Origin of the sequence: Saccharopolyspora dendranthemae (assembly GCF_007829955.1) — a bacterium.
Taxonomy (GTDB): domain Bacteria; phylum Actinomycetota; class Actinomycetes; order Mycobacteriales; family Pseudonocardiaceae; genus Saccharopolyspora; species Saccharopolyspora dendranthemae.
In genome coordinates this window covers 247,634-267,884 of sequence record NZ_VIWX01000003.1, presented here as the reverse complement: position 1 = coordinate 267,884, position 20,251 = coordinate 247,634, and the positions used below count along the sequence as shown (strand labels likewise).

At 69.2% G+C, this 20,251-nt stretch carries 16 protein-coding genes; 11 read left to right on the top strand and 5 right to left on the bottom strand.

Features of this window, described 5'->3' with window-relative positions; all coding sequences use genetic code 11:
• Positions 1–33 precede the first annotated feature (33 nt).
• Positions 34–1,239 (top strand): amino acid deaminase/aldolase, encoded by a 1,206-nt coding sequence (locus tag FHU35_RS16455; protein ID WP_145740594.1) that lies wholly within the window; start codon positions 34–36, stop codon positions 1,237–1,239.
• Here FHU35_RS16455 and FHU35_RS16450 read toward each other — a convergent pair.
• A complete protein-coding gene (locus tag FHU35_RS16450) occupies positions 1,209–1,901 on the bottom strand; it encodes a TetR family transcriptional regulator (protein WP_246110356.1) in 693 nt (230 codons plus the stop codon). The two genes, FHU35_RS16455 and FHU35_RS16450, sit on opposite strands and share 31 nt — an antisense overlap.
• Positions 1,902–2,268: 367 nt before the next feature.
• On the opposite strand from FHU35_RS16450, the gene FHU35_RS16445 reads away from it, so the two are divergent.
• A complete protein-coding gene (locus FHU35_RS16445; protein ID WP_246110355.1) occupies positions 2,269–5,661 on the top strand; it encodes an L-tyrosine/L-tryptophan isonitrile synthase family protein in 3,393 nt (1,130 codons plus the stop codon).
• A gap of 640 nt (positions 5,662–6,301) precedes the next feature.
• On the opposite strand, the gene FHU35_RS16440 is transcribed toward FHU35_RS16445, so the two are convergent.
• Positions 6,302–6,640 carry a hypothetical protein gene (locus FHU35_RS16440; RefSeq protein ID WP_145740590.1) on the bottom strand — a complete coding sequence of 113 codons (339 nt, stop codon included), beginning with the start codon at positions 6,638–6,640 and terminating at the stop codon, positions 6,302–6,304.
• A gap of 503 nt (positions 6,641–7,143) precedes the next feature.
• Here FHU35_RS16440 and FHU35_RS16430 point away from each other — a divergent pair.
• From FHU35_RS16430 to FHU35_RS16415, 4 genes are all read left to right on the top strand, one after another.
• Complete coding sequence (locus FHU35_RS16430) at positions 7,144–8,514, top strand: helix-turn-helix domain-containing protein (RefSeq protein WP_145740586.1); 1,371 nt, start codon at positions 7,144–7,146, stop codon at positions 8,512–8,514.
• A 53-nt stretch (positions 8,515–8,567) separates the two neighbouring features.
• A complete protein-coding gene (locus FHU35_RS16425) occupies positions 8,568–9,476 on the top strand; it encodes a phosphotransferase family protein (protein WP_145740585.1) in 909 nt (302 codons plus the stop codon).
• 182 nt (positions 9,477–9,658) lie between these two features.
• Complete coding sequence (locus FHU35_RS16420; protein ID WP_145740583.1) at positions 9,659–9,967, top strand: hypothetical protein; 309 nt, start codon at positions 9,659–9,661, stop codon at positions 9,965–9,967.
• Positions 9,968–10,156: 189 nt separating this feature from the next.
• Positions 10,157–12,574 carry an L-tyrosine/L-tryptophan isonitrile synthase family protein gene (locus tag FHU35_RS16415; protein ID WP_145740581.1) on the top strand — a complete coding sequence of 806 codons (2,418 nt, stop codon included), beginning with the start codon at positions 10,157–10,159 and terminating at the stop codon, positions 12,572–12,574.
• A gap of 151 nt (positions 12,575–12,725) precedes the next feature.
• Here the strand turns inward: FHU35_RS16415 and FHU35_RS16410 are convergent, their stop codons facing one another.
• From FHU35_RS16410 to FHU35_RS16400, 3 genes are all read right to left on the bottom strand, one after another.
• Positions 12,726–13,265: a copper resistance CopC family protein gene (locus tag FHU35_RS16410; RefSeq protein ID WP_145740579.1), complete on the bottom strand. Its 540-nt coding sequence runs from the start codon at positions 13,263–13,265 to the stop codon at positions 12,726–12,728.
• Complete coding sequence (locus tag FHU35_RS16405; RefSeq protein ID WP_145740577.1) at positions 13,262–13,996, bottom strand: YcnI family copper-binding membrane protein; 735 nt, start codon at positions 13,994–13,996, stop codon at positions 13,262–13,264. The genes FHU35_RS16410 and FHU35_RS16405 overlap by 4 nt, the downstream gene beginning before the upstream one ends.
• An 85-nt stretch (positions 13,997–14,081) precedes the next feature.
• On the bottom strand, positions 14,082–14,528 hold the full coding sequence (locus FHU35_RS16400) for a hypothetical protein (protein WP_145740574.1): 447 nt from the start codon (positions 14,526–14,528) through the stop codon (positions 14,082–14,084).
• Between the two features lie 459 nt (positions 14,529–14,987).
• Here FHU35_RS16400 and FHU35_RS16395 point away from each other — a divergent pair, with 459 nt between their 5' ends.
• From FHU35_RS16395 to FHU35_RS16375, 5 genes are read left to right on the top strand one after another with little or no spacing between them, the layout of a single operon-like run.
• Entirely contained in the window at positions 14,988–16,589 is a 1,602-nt protein-coding gene (locus tag FHU35_RS16395) for a BCCT family transporter (protein ID WP_145741437.1), read from the top strand.
• A gap of 4 nt (positions 16,590–16,593) precedes the next feature.
• On the top strand, positions 16,594–17,241 hold the full coding sequence (locus FHU35_RS16390; protein ID WP_145740571.1) for an ABC transporter permease: 648 nt from the start codon (positions 16,594–16,596) through the stop codon (positions 17,239–17,241).
• The gene (locus tag FHU35_RS16385; RefSeq protein WP_145740567.1) at positions 17,234–18,454 is read left to right on the top strand and encodes an ABC transporter ATP-binding protein; all 1,221 of its coding nucleotides are present in this window, start codon (positions 17,234–17,236) and stop codon (positions 18,452–18,454) included. Before FHU35_RS16390 ends, FHU35_RS16385 begins: the two co-directional genes overlap by 8 nt.
• Positions 18,451–19,218 carry an ABC transporter permease gene (locus FHU35_RS16380; RefSeq protein WP_145740565.1) on the top strand — a complete coding sequence of 256 codons (768 nt, stop codon included), beginning with the start codon at positions 18,451–18,453 and terminating at the stop codon, positions 19,216–19,218. Before FHU35_RS16385 ends, FHU35_RS16380 begins: the two co-directional genes overlap by 4 nt.
• Positions 19,215–20,213 carry a glycine betaine ABC transporter substrate-binding protein gene (locus FHU35_RS16375; protein WP_145740562.1) on the top strand — a complete coding sequence of 333 codons (999 nt, stop codon included), beginning with the start codon at positions 19,215–19,217 and terminating at the stop codon, positions 20,211–20,213. The genes FHU35_RS16380 and FHU35_RS16375 overlap by 4 nt, the downstream gene beginning before the upstream one ends.
• Positions 20,214–20,251: the final 38 nt, after the last annotated feature.

The window sequence follows — 20,251 nt, the reverse complement described above, 5'->3', positions numbered from 1 at the left end:
CAATTCACATAACAAGCCCCCGGGCATACGGTGATGTTCGTGCTCCGGATCGACGAGATCACCAGCGAAATCGAGCCACCGTTCGTCGCGGTGGACTTGGCAGCCTTCGACCACAACGCTCATGACATGGTGCGCCGAGCGGCCGGTGTGCCGATCCGGATCGCCACGAAATCCGTCCGGTGCCGGGAGCTCATCACCCGCGCGCTGCGGATCGACGGCTACTCGGGCCTGATGTGCTACTCCCTGGCCGAAGCGCTGTGGTTGCACGCCGAAGGGCTCAGCGACGACCTCCTCGTCGCCTACCCGACCGCAGACCGCTCCGCGCTGCGGGAGCTCGCGGCGAACCCGGCCGCCGCGGCGGCGATCAGCCTCATGGTCGACTCGACCGGTCACCTCGACCTCATCGACGCCGCCGTCGGACGCGACCGCCCGGACATCCGGCTCTGCGTCGAGGTCGACGCCTCCTGGCGGCCGCTGCCCGGTCTGCACATCGGCACCCGGCGCTCCCCGCTGCACTCGGCCGCGCAGGTCCGGCGCTTCGCCGAAACCGCGCAGCGCCGCGAGGGTTTCCGGGTGGTGGGGCTGATGGCCTACGAGGGTCAGATCGCTGGGCTCGGCGACGCCCCGCCAGGCAGGCCGCTGCGCGGGGCGCTGCTGCGCGCGATCCAGCGGCGTTCCGCGGCCGAGCTCGCGCAGCGCCGCGCCGCGGTCGTCCGGCAGGTGCGCGAGGTGGCGGACCTGGAGTTCGTCAACGGCGGTGGTACCGGCAGCCTGGAGCGGACCGCGGTGGAGGACGGGATCATCACCGAGGTCGCGGCGGGTTCCGGCCTGATCGGCCCGACCTTGTTCGACGCCTACCGCGCTTTCCAGCCGCGGCCGGCGCTGCTCTACGCCCTGCCGGTGGTGCACCGCCCGGCCGGGCGCATCGCGACGTTGTTCGGCGGTGGCTACATCGCTTCGGGACCGCCAGGGGCGGACCGGGTTCCGGCGCCGCACTGGCCGAAGGGGCTCGGACTGCTGGGCGCCGAGGGAGCCGGTGAGGTGCAGACGCCGGTGACCGGTGCGGCGGCGCGCGGCCTGCGCATCGGTGATCGGGTCTGGTTCCGGCACGCCAAGGCCGGTGAGCTGGCGGAGCGGTTCAACGGGTACCACCTGGTCGACGGCCGCCTGGTGAGCGTGGGGAGCTCGGCCGTCGAGGAGGTGCCGACCTACCGCGGTGAGGGCAAGTCGTTCGGGTAGCCCGGCATGATCGTCTGCGCGACGACGGTCGGGTTCGCCCGTTGTTCTCCGGTGATCCTGTTGGACAGGTACCCGCGAACCAGGTCCTTGGCCTCGGCCAGCATCGCCGGGTCGCCGTTGGGGTCGCGCCGGAACGCCATGTGGAGCACGGCGTCCGCCGCTTCGACGGCCACGGTCAGGGGCAGGGCCAGGTCGGCCGGGTCGAGCTGGAACTCCTCGGCGATCAGCCCGGTGAGCTTCTCCGCGATGACCGCGTTGTTGTCCTTGCCCGGGTCGAGCAACCGCAGGTCGACCACGTCACCGAAGTGCAGCCGGCTGAACGCCGGTACCTCGCGGTGCATGGTCAGGTAGGTGTCGAAGACGGCGTCCACGGCATCCCACCAGTGCGCCAGCTCCAGCTGCTCGAAGCGGCTGGAGACCGTCCGCACGAAGCGGTCGAGGTTGCGCAGCGTCAGCTCTTGCACGACCGCGCGCTTGTCCGGGAAGAACTGGTAGAGCGATCCCACCGCGACTCCGGCCCGTTCCGCGATGAGGGTGGTTGTTAATCCGTCGTAGCCCACCTCGTCGATCAGGCCGGCGGTGGCGGCGAGCATCTTCTCCACTCGCTGGGCACTCCGCTGCTGCACGGGCTTGCGCCGCAGCGGTGCTATTTCTGCAGGCAATGCGACTCCCTGGGTTGGAGTTGTGTCGACCAGTCTGCTGCTGGGCCGACATCCGTGCGTCCCGGACATGCCGCCGACATCGTCAGGCAAAAGGGTGAATTCGATGGGCGTTACTTGACCTGAGGCCAGTGTTACATCCCAAGCGGGTGAAAAGCTGATTCGGCCCGATGATCCGTGAGCGTTACAGGAAATCGGTATGCATTGAGTCATGTTGTCAACGCGGAGGGTCGCTATCTAGTGTGACGTGAGTCGTCATTCTCCGTGACAGAAGGGTCATTGTGGGTTACTGCGCGGCTGCCTCACGTCTGCTCGCCGCACCCGGATTCCCCCGCCGGTGTGCCGAGACCGTCCGCCCGGCCTCCACCCCGTGACGGCCCGGGACACCATGACGGCTCGACAGGTGGACACCGACCTGCCGCTGCTGGCGGAAGGCGATGACTGGCCGGTCGAGGAGTTCCCCGCCCCCGGCCCGTGGCGGTCGCTCACCATCGCCGAGGCGAACGACCTGCTCACCGCGGGCGGCTACGAGCTGTGGGTGGAGCAGGGCGCCGACGGAGGGCTGCTGCTCGCGGGCATCGGCACCGGAATCCCGCTGCGCGCCGACGCGACCTGGGCCGACCTGTACCGGGCGCTGGTCCGGCTCCGCCGCACCAGGCGGGTTTTCGACGCGGCCTGGCTGAACCGGCTCGCCGGCTCGCTCGCCCCGCAGAACCCCGGAACCGCGCGGATCACCGAGGTCCCGGCCGAGCGCGTCGACCTCCTCCCCGGCGCTGACCGCGAACTGGCCCACCGCGTGCTGGCCTCCCTGCACGGCCCCGGAACCGGTCCGAAGGTGCCGTTCCCGGAAGCCCGGGTGACCGTGGGGCGACGAGAACGCGCCGTGCGCGTGCAGGCCATCGACTCCCAGGACCGCGCGATGCAGGAACTCCGCGGCTGGGAGCGGTTCGCCTCGGTCGTCGCAGGAGACCCGGACCTGCGAATGCACTGCGCCACCCAGCCCGTGCCGGGCGCGGTCATCGACACCGGGACCGGCACCACCGCGCTCCTGCGCGTCGTCGACCCCGCACCCCCGCACCCGAGGCACCCCGGCGGCACCATCGCCGCCGACCTCGACGCGCTGCTGCACCGGGACTCCGACGGTGCGCCGAAACTGCTGCGCGTTGTGCTCGACAACCGGTTCGCACGACGCGAAGACGAGCTCGACCACTTCCTGGAGCACTTCGTCCGGCCGCTGCTGCGGGTGTTCCGCCTCGCGCTGGACGCCCACGACCTCGGGATGTTCGCGCTGGACGAGACGGGATTCGCGGTCGAGCTCTCACCCGAGCTGCAGGCCACCGGCCGGATCGTGGTCACCGACCACGAGCGGATCGTCGCCGCGCCCAGCCGCTCCGAAGTCACCACCGGGGTGCGGGCGCTGGTCAGCACGCTGGAACGGCTCGGCGAGGGATTCGCCGCGCTGCGCGCCGACGACCACCGCCGCGAGGTCCGCGACGCGGTGTGGCGGGTCATCGCGGAAGAACTCCGCTACCTCGCACCGCACACCGCCGACCTGCTCTCCGGCGAGCAGCCGCTGCAGAACTACGCGCACACCGTCCCGGAGAGCCAGGACAACGTGCTCAAGGCGGTGCTGGACCGCGTCCAGCAAGGCACCCGCGAACGCAGGTGGAACCCGCGAGCCCGGACCCCCGCCGTCGTCATCGACGTCGACCTGTGCGGGCTGATCCCGCTGCAGCGGATCACCGACGCCGCGCGCAGCGTCTCCGGGCCACGTCCCGGGGCACCCGGCGGAATCCTCGAACTCGCCGGACCGGCGGCACTCCCGGTGCTGCCCACGCACCTCCCCGGCAGTTGGGAGAGGTTCGTCCGGGAATCCGGCCTCGGCGAGCGCTACCCCGCGGTGGACTGGGACGAGCTGCGCGGCGACTTCCTCCGCGCCTTCCAATCCCGCCCGCGCGAACGGCTCCGCACCGACGAGGTCAACGCGGGCCTGGCCCGATTCGTCTGGGACGTGCAGGACGCGGGCGGCCGCGTGGTCTTCTGCACCGCCCGCAAGGAGCGGTTCCGCGAGATCACCGAAGAAGTCCTGGCCGAAGCCGGCGTGCCCGACGCGACGATGCTCGTCGTGCCGAGCGACGTCTCCCGGCCGATCGCCGAGGTCAAAGCGGAGCGGATCAGCGCCCTCGGCGGCCTGGACGTCGTCGCGATCTTCGACGACGAGCCCGCCAACCGGACCGCCGTGCGCGCGGAGCTCGGCGACGTGCTCCCGGTCGCGGTGGAGATCCCCGGACTGGCCGCGCAGCGGTCGCCCGACGAACCCGTCGCCGACGACGCCGCCGTCGTCACCACCTTCGAGACACGCCCCAGCGCGCCCGGCGGGCCGAAGCTGTCCAACACGCATTCGCTGGAAGAGCTGCAGATCGGCGCGCTGCGGCGCAACCGGCTGGTCCGCCGCTGGGCGGTGCACCTCACCGAAGGCGAAACCCAGGCCATCGTGGACTCGATCGTCACCGACACCGACCGGGCGGCCCTGCGCACCGGACGCGGCGCGGTCGCCAAGTTCGGCCTGGACGATCACCCCGACGACGTGGAACGAGTGCTGGCCGGGCTGCACCACGTGCTCACCCGCAAGCAGTTCATCAAGGGATCGCGGGCCAACTACCGGCTCGACGACCTGAAGCGGGACGCGGAAGCACCGGTGCGCGCGGGCGAGCCGATCGACGTCGTCCTGCTCGGCTTCCCCGTCAAGCAGTGCCTCAACCGGCTCAAAGCATCAGGCCCGCTGCCGGACCTGGCCGAGCTGGGAGCGATGGCGCGACTCCGGGAGATGCAACGAGCCGTCGCGGCCGTGTACCCACCGGGACTGCGCTTCAACATCCTCACCGACGGCAGGCACTTCCGGAGCAGGCCGGCCGCGATCGCCGACGCCTACCAGCGGAAACTGCGCGAGTACGGAGAACTCGTCGGCATCGGGGACCGGACTCTGGTGGCCGACATCGACGAAGTCGCCGAGCAGCGGCTCGGGCCCGGCCTGCCCGCCGAACGCGCCCGCCGGATCGCCAACTACCGGAAGCTGCTCAGCGACCGGCTGCGCGACTTCGACATCACCGACAACCCGCTGCGCACCCTGGAATCCGTGCACGATTGGTCCACCGCGGAAACGGACTTCGCCCCCCACGTCATCGGGCTGTTCCGGGAAATCCTGATGTCGCTGGTCTACTCGGTACCGGTGACCGTCCCAGCAGGCACCGACCGGCTCGAATGGTCAGCCGCGCTCTACGCCGACATCTACAACGTCACCGACCAGAACGCCACCGCCGCAGTCCTGCAAGGCCGCCGGGCGGTGCTGCGCCGCGCGTGGCACACCGTGATCCGCTACATGGCCACCATGCAGGTCGACGACGAGTTCGGCTACGAGCTGATGTTCCCCCACCGCGTCCGGCTCACCCTCAGCGCCGTCCGCCAAGGCTGCCTCGGCTTCACCTACCTCGGCGGCTCCGGCCTGCTCCCCTGGCAGGGCACCGGAGTCCTCGACCCGCGCGGACACGTCGCCATCGACTTCGCCATCTCGCTGCTCGACCAGGGATTCGTGCCCGTCTACTCACCGCTGCTCGGGCCTCGCCAGCCGTGGGCCATGGTTCCCGCCGGCCGGACCCAGCTGATCGAACCGCCACCGGTTCCGGTGCCTAGGCGGGATTCGCTTCGGGTGGGGCTGAAGCTCGACGAGGAGTTCGTCCAGAAGGCCCGGCTTCGTCGGAAGTAGCGCGGGCTGGTCGCTGCAGCGGCTTAGGTTTCCGTTTTTGGTTGCGTCTACTGACACTGCTCTGTGGTCTTGTTGCTTCGCGGTGCGGGTAGCGGAACCTGAGCGGCTCTCTGGCTCCGGGATCCGAGACTTGAGTATGAACGGATACGCGGCGCTACGGCTGTCCTCACCAGAGAGCCGCTCAGAACCCGCGGCGGTGCCGGTTGCTCTGGTGGGGCACTGAGAAAGCGACTCCGTCGCTTGCCTGACGTGGGTTGCTTGCTGGGGTACTGCGAAAGCACCTTCGGTGCTTGCCTGACGTGGGTTGGTCAGCTTGGCCTGGTTCGGCTGGGTATGTGGAAAGGCCCTGGGCGCGAGTCGGGGAGATCGCGTCCAGGGCCTTTTTCGCCTCCGGGCCGTCCGGGGAAACGGGGTTCCGGAGTGGTTGGAGTCCGCGGACCGGTACCGGTCGGGGGGAGGGGAGTGCGTCAGCACCGGCCCGCGGAAGTCTGCTGTTGGTGACGGTTGGAGCTTGGTGGCGGCCGACTTGCGTTGGCCGGGGTCGGGGATTCGCGACTAAGCGCTCATCGGCCGCCACCCTGGCGGTTCTCGGTCCCGGGTCGGGGAGGAGGTGCTGCTGTCCGGGACCGAGTCCGCCGGCTTACGGCACCGGCGTGGCCGGCTGCAAAGCGTGCGCCGGTCGCAGGTGCCGTGCGGGACGGGGTGCCAGGGCGCCTGCGACCAGGTGCTCGTACGCCGACTCCCACACCGAGCACGGTGCTTTCATCGGGCGTCGACGTCCGGAGCACTCCGGGCAGTTGCCCTTCTCGTCGGCTTCGTGCGCGGTGAGCAGCGCTCGCCATCCCGCGGTCAGGCGCGGGATCTCGGAGCGCGCCACGGAGAGCAGGGAGGAGGCGTCCGCGCGGTCGGCGAGCTCGGAAAGAACATCGAGCCGCTCACGGACCGCGCCGCGCAACACCTGCCCCAGGACCTCATCCATGAGACGTCACCGTCACTTTCTCGCCTGCGCTGCGGCATCCCGCAACGCCATCGACAACTGGCCAGCACCACGGCTTTCAACTTCCGCGGCGTGACCGGGCGGTCCGACGAGCACCACCTTGTCCCCATTGACGAGCACGGCCAGGCTTCGGTGCGCGTTGGCGACATCGCGGCAGTCGACGTGCCACCAGCGACGGCGGTTGGCGGGGGCCGGAACGTACGGGGATCCGCCACCCTCCTGCCGCCTGTTCGTCGCTCGTGAGGCCATCTGCTCGATCCCGTCCGTCCGCTCGGTTCCCGGCTGTGCTCGCTGCTTGCTGATGACTACATTGGTGCCTGGCGGTCGCTTCGCCTAGAGGACAGGCGACGACCGGACCGAAGGCCGCGACGAGCGGTAAGCGGACTTCACCGCAACCGATCACCTCTACCGATACGGGCTTCACCGAGTTGCCGCAGTGCGCTTACTCTGCGATCAACGCCCGTTCGAGAGCGTCAGGGGGTCAAATGAACATCATCGGATCTGGCGGCTCGCCCGTTACTCCCGACGTCTGGAACGAGCGGGACATGCGGGATGCGCTGGCCCGGAGAGACGTCAGCGAGGTCTACCGGCAATTACGCCGGCACGGGGTCTCGCAGCGGCAGATCGCCGCCTCCACGGGGCAGTCCCAGTCCGAGGTGTCCGAGATCCTCAAGGGTCGGCAGGTCATGGCGTATGACGTGTTGGCCCGAATAGCCGACGGGCTCGGCATCCCGCGGGGCTACATGGGCCTCGCCTACGACGGGGCGACCGCGATGCGGGTCGCGAAAGCGACGAACGCCCTGGAAGCTGAGGAGGACGAATCGGTGAAGCGTCGGAAGTTCCTGTCCCACGCGGCCGCGGTGACCATGGGCGCCGCGGTGTTCGGCACCGAAGACAGCGCGTGGGCGCCCGCCAGCGCCGCGACTCCGGCTCCGGTACGCATCGGCATGACCGATGTGCAGCAGATCCAGGCCGCCACCAAGGCGCTGCGTGACCTCGACTACCGATACGGCGGCGGCACCTGCCGCGACGCCGTGGTCGCCCAGCTTTCATGGGCCCAGCAGCTGCTGGAATCGACCTCCAGCGACCCCGTCCGCAAGCAGCTGTTCGTGGCGCTGGCCGACATGCACAGCCTGGCCGGCTGGACCTCGTTCGACGTGGGCCTGCTGGACCCGGCGCGCAGCCACTTCGGCCGCGCGCTGGAGTTCGCCAAGCGCGCCGACGACGACAGCCTCGTGGCCAGCGTCCTGTACCGGATGGGCCGGGTCTACCTGCACTACCAGGAGCCCAACGAGGCGCTGAAGCTCTTCCAGCTCGGCCAGATCGCCGCGCAGGAATCGGGTTCTTCGCTGACCGTCGCGGTGCTCTGCGCCAACGAGGCGTGGGCCTACGGGATGCTCAACAAGCCCGACCAGGTGCAGAAGATGGTGGGCCGCACCAAGGACGAGTTCGCCCGCGCCAACGTGGACGACGCTCCGGACTGGGTCCGCTTCTTCACCGAGAACGACCTGCACGGGATGATCGGCTCCGCGCACGACGCGCTGGCGGTGTTCGATCCCAAGAAGCACGCCTCGATCGCGGTCGCCGAGACCATCAAGTGCAACGAGGCCTATGGCGCGGACATGCAGCGAACCCACGTTTTCGGGCTGAGTCTGCAGGCAACCAACCACTTCCGGGCAGGCGACCTCCAGGAGGGCCTGAAGGTCGGGCGTCGTGCGCTGCAGTTCGGTGAGCGCGTGAAGTCCGCCCGTGTCGCCGACCGGCTCAAACCACTGGAGCTGGAAGCGGGCAAGCACCGGGCCAACTCGGATTCCCGTGACCTCTTCGAGGAAGTCCGGCGGTTCCGCCAGGCGTGAGGTCGCCCCGGATTCGGGTGGCCGCCGGCGACGTCGGTGTTGAGAACATGCGCATGAAGACATACCAGGTTCAACAGGATCAGAGCGTCCCGCCGGAACTCGAACTGGCGCTGACCGAGATCTGCGAAACCGTCGGCCTGAACCCGCGTGGTGCTCGGCTGATCAGGTTCATCAACAACGGGGTTTTCCTGCTGCGGGACGAACCCGTCATCGTTCGCGTCGTGCTGTCCTCGTCGTTCGCGCACCGGGCCCGCACCGCCGTCGAGGCGGCGCACTGGCTGGCGATGCACGGGGTGCCCGCGGTCCGGTTGCTCCCCGGTGTGGAGCAACCGGTCCACTCGGGTGCGCACTGCGGGACGTTGTGGCAGTTCGTGCCCGAGGAAGGCCGCGTTCCCGGCAGCGCTGATCTGGGAAATCTGCTGCGGCAGATGCATTCCCAGCCGCTCGCCGAGGAGACCTTCAAGCCCTGGAAGCCGATGGCCGACATCCGGCGCAGGCTGAACGACGCGGTGGACATCGACCCGGAGGACCACGCGTTCCTCCAGCAGCGGTGCGACTACCTGGAAGAACAGCTCGACGAGCTGGAATTCCCGCTGTCGCCGGCGGTGATCCACGCGGACGCGCACCTGGGCAACGTGATCGGTGGTCCGGACGGCCCGCTGCTGTGTGATCTCGACTCGCTGTGCATCGGTCAACCGGAGTGGGATCTGACGCCGATCGCGGTGGGCAGCCTGAGAATGGGCTACCCGGCCGAATGGCACCGCGAACTGGCCGACGCCTACGGCTTCGACATCACGTCGTGGGAGGGCTTCCCGGTGCTGCGCGAACTGCGCGAACTCAAGATCACCACCGGGGTGCTGCCGATCCTGCGCACCAACCCGGGCGTGCGGGAGCAGCTGAGCTGGCGCCTGCGCACGATCCGCGAAGGTGATCTGGACACCCAGTGGGCGCCGTACAGCTGACCGCCCGCGCGGGTGGAAGCTCCAGGTGATCCGTTCAGGTCAACCTCGATGCGTCTGATCGGACCATCTTGACCGGTTCGCGACGTCTTTCTGGTCGTTCGCGGTCACAGGATTCGACCTGGAGGGGTAGACCATACGAGCGAACTGGTGCATCGAGTCGGTGCTAAGCGGATGGGCTGTCGATGAGGATCGCTGAGTTCTCGCCGGGTGAGCAGGTTCCGCGATCGCGCCGCGAACGCGCGCTCGCCAGCGCGCGGCTGCTGGACGAGATCGTGGACGACCACCTCGAGTCGATGCGGCAGCTGCCGCCCGAGTTGCGCGAGCCCTACGCCGACCACCTCGCCGAGCTGGTGCTGGTGGCCCAGGCGTACCGGCACTACGCGGCGGGCTGGATCTCGCGTCGTGAGCTCCACCGACGCGCCCGGGCCGCGCTCCGGGGGATGGACGGGCCGAACGGGTTCGCTCCGGTGCAACTCGTCGACGGTGAATGACCGCTCGCAGACTTGCGCGTCGTCGTCTGCCGGGCCGTGCCCCTGAACCGAATCCCCCGCGGTGACCTGCGGGTTCGCCGATCGGTTCCCGTCGGTTTCGGTCGAACCGAAGTGTCGCGCCTCCTCGCGCAGCCGCCATCCGCCACACGTGGAAGGCCTGATGAGCGCTGCAATCGTTAAGGAGACGCGGTGTACGCAACCGGCACGCTGCCGGAACGCGCGCTGGAAGAACTCGCGCGCGACCCCCTTCTCGCGAAGTACTGCCTGGTCGGACCCGCCCCGAACGGCACCGTCGGACTGACCGAGCCGCTGGACCTGTCCGAGGACGAGCTGATCGAGCGCGTGGTGCGACCCGTGGTGATCACCGTTCGGGGCCTGCTGGCGGCCGGGAAGGTCCCGAGCGGCGAGCTCGGCGTGCACCTCCCGAGCGACCGGGTGGTGGTGCGGCGCCTGGAGCCCGCCGATCCGGACCGCGTGGCCGAGGTGATCACCAGGCTGCACCGCCGGCTGACCGCGATCAGTCCGCACGTGGACGAGGTGCTGGCCGCCGAGCTGCGGTTCTGCTCGGCCGGGCTGCTGTCGGTGCTGACCGGTGAGCACCCGTGGGGCCGGCACCGGCACCACGTCCCGTCCGCCCAGCACGAGCTGGTGCAGCGGGTGCTGCTGCTGGTCAAGGATCGGGCGGCCGCGCACCGCCGGGACCCCGCCGCGCCGCGGCCGCTCGTGGCCCTCGACCTGGACTTCTGCGCCTTCCACCCCCGCGCGCGGGTGCGTGCCGCGTTGGAGGCCCTCGGCGTGACCGGCCCGCTGCCCGTGCTGCCGGGGTTGTACGAACCGGGCTGGCGGCCGTTCCGCGACCTGGCCGGTCTGCCGGACGACGAGGAGCACGCGGAGTTCCGGCGGGCGATCTCGTGGGACCGGGAGGCGCTGCTGACCGACGAGCTCGCGCCCGGCGTGCGGCAGTTCGCGGGCGACGTCGAGCAGGCTGGCGGACGGGTGGTGCTGCTGACCGGACGTCGGCACCGGATGCGGGCGGCCACCGAGGAGGCGCTCGCCGAGCACGGTCTCGGGCACCTCGAACTGCGCACCTGCGACGAGGGCGCGGACGTCGCGGAGCAGAAGGTCGCGGCGCTGCGGGCTGCGACCGGCTGGGAACCGGTGGCCGCCTTCGACGACAAGACCGCCAACCGGCTGGCCCTGCGCACGGCGTTCCCGCAGGCGCTGGTCGTGCCGGTGGCCGCGCCCGGGTTCACCGGGGTCGACGAACCCGACGCCATCGCCACCTTCGAGACGCTGCCGCAACCGGTGCCGCTGGGCCGCGGTCACCTGGCGAAACCCGCTCTGTCGCACGCCACCTCCGTCGCTCAGCTCCGGCTCGGCGAGATGCGCACCCGGCCGACGTTGTGGCGCCGCGGGGTCCGGCTCACCGAGCGGCAGCAGGCGGAGATCGTGGACGGGCTGTGCCGGAGGGCGGTGGAGACCGGGGTTCGCCTCGGTGACCGCGTGGCGGCCATCGAGATGGGCACGACCCGGGCGATCTGGCAGGTCGTGCAGGCCAAGCTGTTCGGCGCGTCCCGGAAGGCGTACCCGCTGGAGCAGGCGGAAGCGGACCTCTCGCGGTCGACGGCGGCCGGGGAGCCGGCGGAGTTCGTGCTGCTCGGGCCGCCGACGAAGCAGGACGGTTCGCGGCTCAAGGCGCTGGGCGGCCTGCCGGACCTGGCGGAGGTCGCGATGCTCGCCCGGTTGCTGCAGCTCGACGCGGCGGTGAGACGGGTCCATCCGCCGGGGATCCGGGTGACCGCGCTGGCGGACCCGAGCCACTTCCGGGTCCGGGACGCCAGCCGGTACCGCGACTACCAGCGGGAGTTCCGGCGGATGCTCGAGCTGACCGGAGCGGACCGGGTGGTGTCGGTGCGCAACATCGACGAGGCGGCCGCGGAGTTCGGCTGCGGGGACGCGGCCGAGCGCGCGGAACTGCTGGAGCACCACCGCGGCCGCTACGAGTCGGCCTTGGCCGGGCTGGACGTGCGCGGTGATCCGCGTGCCGCGCTGGCCGCGGCCGACGAGCGCGATCCGGGTTGCTCCGGTCAGCCCAGGTTCGCGGAGATGTTCCGCTCGATCGTGCACGCGGTCGACGTCCCGGACGCCGGCGACGATCCGGTGGAGTTCGCCCGTCGCGTCTACACCGCCCCGTTCGACCTGGCCGATCCCGAGCTGGGCGACACCCGGCGGGAACTGCTCGCCCTGGCCTGGGACGAGACGGTCACGTACCTGGCCAACAAGCACGTGGACGCCGAGCTCGACTACGCCGCCCTGTGGCGGCACGACAAGGTCCGGATGAGCCTGTCGCTGCGTCCGGAGCCGGGCCGGTTCCGGTTCGTGCCGCTGGGGGGTTCGGCGGTGATGCCGTGGCAGGGGACGGCGGCGCTGGGCAGGGGGAACGAGGTCTCGACCGACTTCGCGATCTCGTTGATCGACCAGGCCCACCTCCCGGTCTGGGGGCCTGAGGACCGGTCCCAGCCGTGGGTCGTGGTCCCGCCGAACCTGGTCCGCGACGGCGTCCTCGATCCGTCGGTCGTCTCGGGGATCCAACTCCGCACGAAGTGATCGGCAATTCCGCGGAATAGCGGAACGAACAATTCCACAAATAGCGCGTCCCGGGTTATGCCGAGAGCGCCTGTTCTGTGGATTTCACTAGATTCGAAGAGGTATGGGGAGAGCGCCCGGGCGCGAAACCCGGACGCCCTCCCCGCGGGGATCAGCTCTTCGGCTTGCCCAGGCGCAGCGCCAGGACGAGACCGAGGACCACGACCAGGACCGCACCGGCGATCCACGGCCAGATCGGCATCCCACCGGACTGCTCTTCCTGGTCAGAGGGCTGACCGGTGCTCTGTCCGCCCTGCGGGCCAGGTGCCGGGGTGCCCTTGCCGGGGGCGGTCAGCGTGAAGGTGACCTTGCCCGGGACCGGGTGCCCGTCGCTGGAGAGGATCCGGTAACCCACGGTGTAGGTGCCGGCCGGTCCGAGCTCGCGGACCGGAGCGACGACCGAGTTGCCCTCGACCCGTGCCGGACCGTCCGCCCAGAACGAGCCGTCCGGACCCACGACGTTGACGGTGTTGTAGGACTCGCCCGCGCGGACCGGCTGGTCGAAGGTCAGCCGGACCTCCCGCGGACCGGCGGACAGCTGCGCGCCCTCGGCGGGATCACTACCGACCAGCACGTTGTGCGCGAGGGCCGGAGCGGCGCCGCCGACCAGGGCGACCAGGGCGAACGCGCCGACGGTCAGCAGCCGCCTCATGACGCGTCCCCACCGGAACGACGTCCGCGGACCAGCGCACCGGCGCCGACGCCGAGGCCCAGCGCACCCACGAGCAGTCCGGCACCACCGAGGTAGCGGGCCGTGTCGTCGCTCGAACCGTGCTGGTCAGCGGCCTGTCCGTGCTGCTCGGGCGAGCCGGCTCCGTGGCTGTGGCCCTCACCGCTGCCCTCGACGAGCTTCAGCGACGGGGCCGGGTGCTCCGGCTCCTCGCCACCCGGTGCGGGCGGCGGGGCGTTCCAGTCGACGACCTTGCCGTTGTCGTAGGTCTGCGTGGTGGGCAGGACCAGCTGGTCGGTGTTCTCCGGCAGGGTGCCGAGGGTGGCCTCGAACTCGTTGAACTCGTTCGGGCCGATCCGGGTGCCCGGCTGCGCGGTCCAGGTGATGGAGCGGACCGCCTCGGTGACCTGCGCTCCGTCCACCTCCACCGGTGCGATCGGTCCCTTCTCGACCTGCGCGGTCCAGCCGGGAACCGGCTTGGTGCGCACCGAGCTCAGCGGGTACTGCTCCGGCAGCGTCACCTTGACCTGCACCGTTCCGGCGACAGGGTCCTCGTTGGGGACGCGGAAGGCGATCTTGGCGTGATCGCCCTTCTCGGCCTGCTCGGGTTGTGCGGAGACGTGCGCGAACGCGGGGGCGGTGCCCAGGGCGACGGCGACGCCGCTCACGACGAGCCAGCTCGCGGACCTCGCGAGGAATCGATTTGTCGACATGTTCTCTTGAAATCTCCCGTAGTAGTCGGCTATTCACGCGCGCATAGGCGCGAGAGCAGCGGAATAGCAATGATCAGTCGGCGATTTACACCGGATCGTTGTTTTCTGCGGGAGATTCTGGTGGTCCGCGGCGCCCGTGAATCCGCTGGTAGATCAGTTGGGCGAGAGTCCGGGGAACCGGCGCCGGCACGCAGATCGCGGGCGGCGGAGTCACAACCGGTAACGGGGTCGTCTTCCTGGGGAGGATCGCCTGCAACAACCGGGTGACTACGAACAGTACCTGTTCGGCATGGGCCATGAGCAGGGCCGTTGCCATGGTCGCGAGCACGTGCCCGAGGGTCATGAGCGCCGGCGAGAGCGGGATCGGGGCGGGCCCGTGCACGTGCCCGGACCCGTGGTGGCCGAGGGCCGTGAGCTCGAGAAAGAAGTGAAGCGCCAGCTGGCTGACCGACAGTGCCCCTAGAATGCCCCACGACCCGCGCTTGCGATCAGCCAGAGCCACCCCGGCACCGGCCAGCAGAACGGTGATCACGACGGTCGTTCCCATCCCCGGGAGCGCCCCGCCCGCGGCCGCGTGAGCGGCTACGGACAGTGATGCCGCTGTGCAGGCCAAACCAGCACCGCGCAGGACGCGCAGAGCGCCCCGCGTGGGTGTCAGACCAGCCTTCACGGTTGGTCAGTCTAGGTGTCGGTTCGGCCACGCTGACCGCAGGTGAGCTTGCCTTGTTAACCCGATTGGGTCACGGTTTATAGGTTGACGACGATTTGGAGCCACCAACGACCGGATTAAGCGGTTCGATTGTTGGGGAAAACGTCGTAACCGACGACGGAGAGGAGGGGGCGTCGCCGAAAGTCGGCGCCGATACCTGTGTCGACCGAAACTGAACAAAGCGGTGGACCCGCCAAGGGCGGTCAATCCACCGAACCTGATGCCGAGTTCCTCGGCAAACCCAGAACCGACTGGGTCGTGTTCGGCGTCACGGCGATCATCATGTTCTTGGTGGTCGCCTGGGGCGCCTTGGCGACCGAATCGCTCAGCACCGCCTCCGGCGCAGCGCTGACGTGGTTGATCGAGAACACCGGCTGGGGCTTCGTGCTCGCGGCCACCGGGTTCGTCATCTTCGCCCTGTTCCTGGCCATCAGTAAGTACGGCAGGATCCCGCTGGGCCGCGACGACGAAGGACCCGAGTTCCGCACGGTGTCCTGGATCGCCATGATGTTCAGCGCCGGTATGGGCATCGGTCTGATGTTCTTCGGCGTGAGCGAGCCGCTGAGCCACTTCGTCTCGCCGCCGCCCGGGATGGACCCGAGCCAGAGCGAAGAGGCCATCAAGACGGCCATGTCGACCTCGCTGTTCCACTGGACCCTGCACCCGTGGGCGATCTACGCGGTGGCGGGTCTGGCGATCGCCTACAGCAGCTTCCGCCGTGGGCGCAGGCAGACCATCTCGGGTGTCTTCACGCCGCTGATCGGCAAGAAGGCCGCCGAAGGTCCGCTCGGCAAGGTCATCGACATCCTGGCGCTGTTCGCGACGCTGTTCGGCTCCGCGGCCTCGCTGGGTCTCGGTGCCCTGCAGATCAAGTCGGGCATGAAGGCAGCCAACTGGCCGATGGGCGATGCCGGGACCGGCGTGCTGGTCGCCATCATCGCCGTGCTGACGCTCTGCTTCATCCTCTCCGCCGTCTCGGGCGTGGAGAAGGGCATCCAGTGGCTGTCCAACATCAACATGGTGCTGGCCGCCATCCTGGCGTTGTTCGTCTTCGTCCTCGGTCCGACGGTGTTCATCCTGGACCTGCTGCCCACCGCGGTCGGCTCCTACCTGAGCGACTTCGGTGAGATGGCGTCGCGCGCCGGTGCGACCGGCGGCACGGAGATGCAGGACTGGCTGGGCGACTGGACCGTCTTCTACTGGGCCTGGTGGATCTCCTGGACGCCCTTCGTCGGCATGTTCATCGCCCGGATCAGCCGGGGCCGCACGATCCGCCAGTTCATCGGTGGCGTGCTGATGGTGCCCAGCGCCGTGAGCCTCGTGTGGTTCGCGATCTTCGGTGGTGCCTCGATCGACACTCAGAAGCACGCGAACGTCTACGGGGACGGCAGTCCGGAGGCGCAGACCTTCGCGGTGCTCGACCACCTGCCGCTGGCCCTGGTCACCGCCGTCCTGGTGATGATCCTGGTCGCGATCTTCTTCGTGTCGGGTGCCGACGCGGCGTCGATCGTCATGGGCACGCTGTCCCAGCGCGGCGCGATCGAACCCAGCAAGTGGGTCGTCATCTTCTGGGGTGCGGCCACCGGTGCCGTCGCCGCGGTGATGTTGGTGATCGGGCAGGACAAGGCGTTGGAAGGCATCCAGAACTTGACGTTCATGGGTGCGCTGCCCTTCGCCATCGTGATGATCTTCATGTGCGTGGCGATGCTCAAGGACCTGCGCTCGGACGACATCACGGTTCGCGACCAGAAGGGCGCCGAGGTGCTGGAGCAAGCGGTCATCGCGGGCACCGAGGAGCACGACGGTGAGTTCCAGCTGGTCACGACGCCAGCGGAGGCCTCCGACGAGGAGACCGAATCGGCGGATGCCGACAAGAAAGAGTAAATAATTGAATCTCCTGGACTACGTAGCATCCAGGTGGCAATCGTTGCTGGTGAACTCGTACCAGCACGTCAGCATGGTGGTTCAGTGCATCCTGCTGGCAACGATCATCGGCGTCCTCGTCGGGGTTGCGGTGTACCGCAGCCCCGCCGGGGCGGCGATCGCCACCGCTCTCTCCAGCGCGATCCTGACGATCCCGTCCTTCGCGCTCTTCGGGCTGCTGATCCCGGTGTTCGGCCTGGGCGTGGCCCCGTCGGTGGTGACGCTCGTGCTCTACGCACTGCTGCCGATCGTGCGCAACACGATCGTCGGCCTGTCGAACGTCGATCAGCCGATTCTGGACGCGGCGCGAGGAATCGGCATGAACCGGTTCAGCGTTCTCACCCGCGTCGAACTCCGCCTGGCCTGGCCGGCGATCCTCGCGGGCATGCGGGTGAGCGCCCAGATGTTGATGGGCATCGCCGCCATCGCCGCGTACGCGAAAGGCCCTGGTCTCGGGAACCTGCTGTTCCAGGGGCTGGGCCAGCTGGGCGGCGCGAACGCGTTGAACATGGCCGTCTCCGGCACCGTCGGCGTGGTCATCCTGGCGCTCCTGCTCGACGCCTTGTTCGTGCTGTTCGGGCGGTTGACGACTTCGAGAGGTATCCGTGGCTGACGACGACAAGAAGACCGCCGGGCATGGCGTGGAGATCAAGCTCGAAGAGGTCTCCAAGCGCTACCCGGGGCAGAAGCAGGCGGCCGTCGATTCGGTGACCATGACGATCCCCGCAGGGGAGACGGTGGTTCTGGTCGGACCTTCGGGTTCGGGCAAGACCACCACCATGCGCATGATCAACCGCTTGATCGAGCCGACCTCCGGCAAGATCACCATCGGCGGGCAGGACGTGCTCAGCCTGGACGCGGACAAGCTGCGCCGCGAGATCGGCTACTCGATCCAGCAGGCCGGGCTGTTCCCGCACATGACCGTCGGCGACAACGTCGGCATGGTCCCGGGCATGGTCGGCTGGGACCGCAAGCGCATCGCCGAGCGCGTGGACGAGATGCTCGACCTGGTCAACCTCGACCCGACCGAGTACCGGGGCCGCTACCCGCGGCAGCTCTCCGGTGGGCAGCAGCAGCGCGTCGGCGTGGCCCGCGCGCTCGCGGCGAACCCGCCGGTGCTGCTGATGGACGAGCCCTTCGGCGCGGTGGACCCGATCACCCGCGGTGTGCTGCAGGACGAACTCATGCGCCTGCAGGCAGACCTGGGAAAAACGATCGTGTTCGTCACGCACGACTTCGACGAGGCGGTCAAGCTCGGCGACCGGATCGCGGTGCTGGGCGAGCGCTCGAAGATCTTGCAGTACGACACCCCGGAAGCGATCCTGACCAACCCGGCCGACGACACGGTCGCCGGATTCGTCGGGGCGGGCGCGGCGCTCAAGCAGCTCACGCTGCGCCGCGTGCGCGAGATCGAGGTCGGCCAGGTGCCGACCGCGACGGTCGACGAAGCGCCTTCGGTGCTGCGCGAACGTCTGGGCACCCGTCGTGGCGCGATCGGTGTGGTGCTCGACAAGCGCAACCGCCCGCTGCGCTGGGCGACCGCTCGCGAGGCGGGCTCGGTGTCGGACCTGGCGCGGGCCGGCCGTCCGGTCGAGGACTCGGTCTCGAGGGCCTCGACGCTGCAGGACGCCCTGGAGGCGATCCTGACCGACGACGACGGCGTCGCCGTGGTGACGGGTTCGCGCGGTGAGTACGTCGGCGTGGTCGACATCGACACCGTGATGAACACGATCAAGGCGCTGCGCGAGGAGAACGCCACCGACGACGCCGACGAGCCGGCAACCGCTGGTTCGGATACCGCGGGGTCTGGGGCTGACGCCTCATGAGCAGCGCTTACGCTTCCGACTCCGGGTCCACGCGGGCCGAACGGCTGCGGCTGCTGGTGCAGCCCGTGACCGTGGTGGTGCTGGTCGCGGCGGTGCTGACCTGGGCGTTCACCCGGGACAACGACGAGGTGACGCTCCGGAACCTCAACCCGTCGACGATCCTGGGCCTGACCTGGACGCACTTCATGATCAGCCTCACCGTGGCGCTGATTGTCGTGCTGGTCGCGGTGCCGCTGGGCGTGGTGCTCAGCAGGAGCTGGGCACGTCGCGTCGCACCCGTGGTCATCGGCATCGCCAACATCGGCCAGGCGGCCCCCTCGATGGGGTTGCTCGTGCTGTTCTTCCTGTTCACCGGTGGTTCCACCGGGTTCTGGATCGCGGCGCTGCCGATCGCCTTCTACGCGCTCCTGCCGGTCCTGCGCAACACGATCGTGGGGCTGCAGTCGGTGGATTCGTCGCTGGTCGACGCGGGTCGCGGCATCGGCATGTCCGGTTCGAGCGTGCTGATGCGCATCGAGATGCCGCTGGCGGTGCCGTTCATCCTCGCCGGTCTGCGGACCTCGCTGGTGCTGGCGGTGGGAACCGCGACGCTGGCGCTGTTCGTCGGCGCGGGCGGCCTCGGTGAGCTGATCGACACCGGGTACAAGCTCAACGACTACACGGTCATGATCGTCGGTTCCGTGCTGGCGATGGCCCTGGCGCTGCTGGTCGACTGGCTCGGCGCGCTGGCCGAGACCTACCTGTCGCCGAGGGGGTTGCGATGAATCTCCGCATGCGCAGTCGCGCGCTCAAAGCGGCCTCGCTGGCGATGGCCGGGTTGCTGCTGTCGAGCTGCGGGCTCAGCTCCGGTTCGTCGCTCCCGCTGGCGGTGGAACCGGGCATCATCCAGCCCGTTCCGGAGCTGGAGGGCCAGACGATCACGGTCGGGTCGAAGAACTTCACCGAGCAGCTCATCATGGGCTACCTCGGCGAGTTCGCTCTGGCCGCTGCCGGCGCCAACGTGCGGGACCTGAGCTCCATCCAGGGGTCCACCACCGCGCGCAACGCGCTGACCAGCAACCAGATCGACATCCTGTGGGACTACACGGGCACGTCCTGGGTCAACTACAACGGCAACAACAACCCGATCCCGGACGCCCGGGCCCAGTTCGAGGCCGTCAAGAAGCAGGACCTCGAACGCAACGGGGTGGCCTGGACCGCGATCGACTACCAGGTGGACAACACCTACACGTTCTCGGTCAACCAGGACGCCGCCAAGCGGCTGGGCGTGGAGAAGGTCTCGGACATCCCGAGGGTCATGGCCGAGCACCCGGAGGACGCCACGTTCTGCGTGGACACCGAGTTCGCCAGCCGCAACGACGGTCTGCCGGGCGTCGAGCAGGCCTACGGGTTCAAGACCGATCCGAGCAAGGTCAAGGTGCTCACCGAAGGTGCGATCTACCAGGCCACGGCCCAGGGGACCTGCACGTTCGGCGAGGTGTTCACCACCGACGGCCGGATCCAGTCGCTGAACCTGAAGCTGCTGGCCGACGACAAGCAGTTCTTCCCGCGGTACAACATCGGAGTCACGCTCCGCGACGAGATGCTCAAGCGCTACCCGCAGCTGACGCAGGTCTTCGCGCCGGTCTCCGAACGGCTGACCAACCAGGAGCTGATGAAGCTCAACGCGCAGGTCGACGTCGAGGGCCGGGACCCGGCCGACGTCGCGCGTGACTGGATGGCAGAGCAGGGCCTGATCAAGATCCCCGGTCAGGGCTGATCACGCGACAAGGCGGGGCGTCTCCGAGGAGGAGGCGC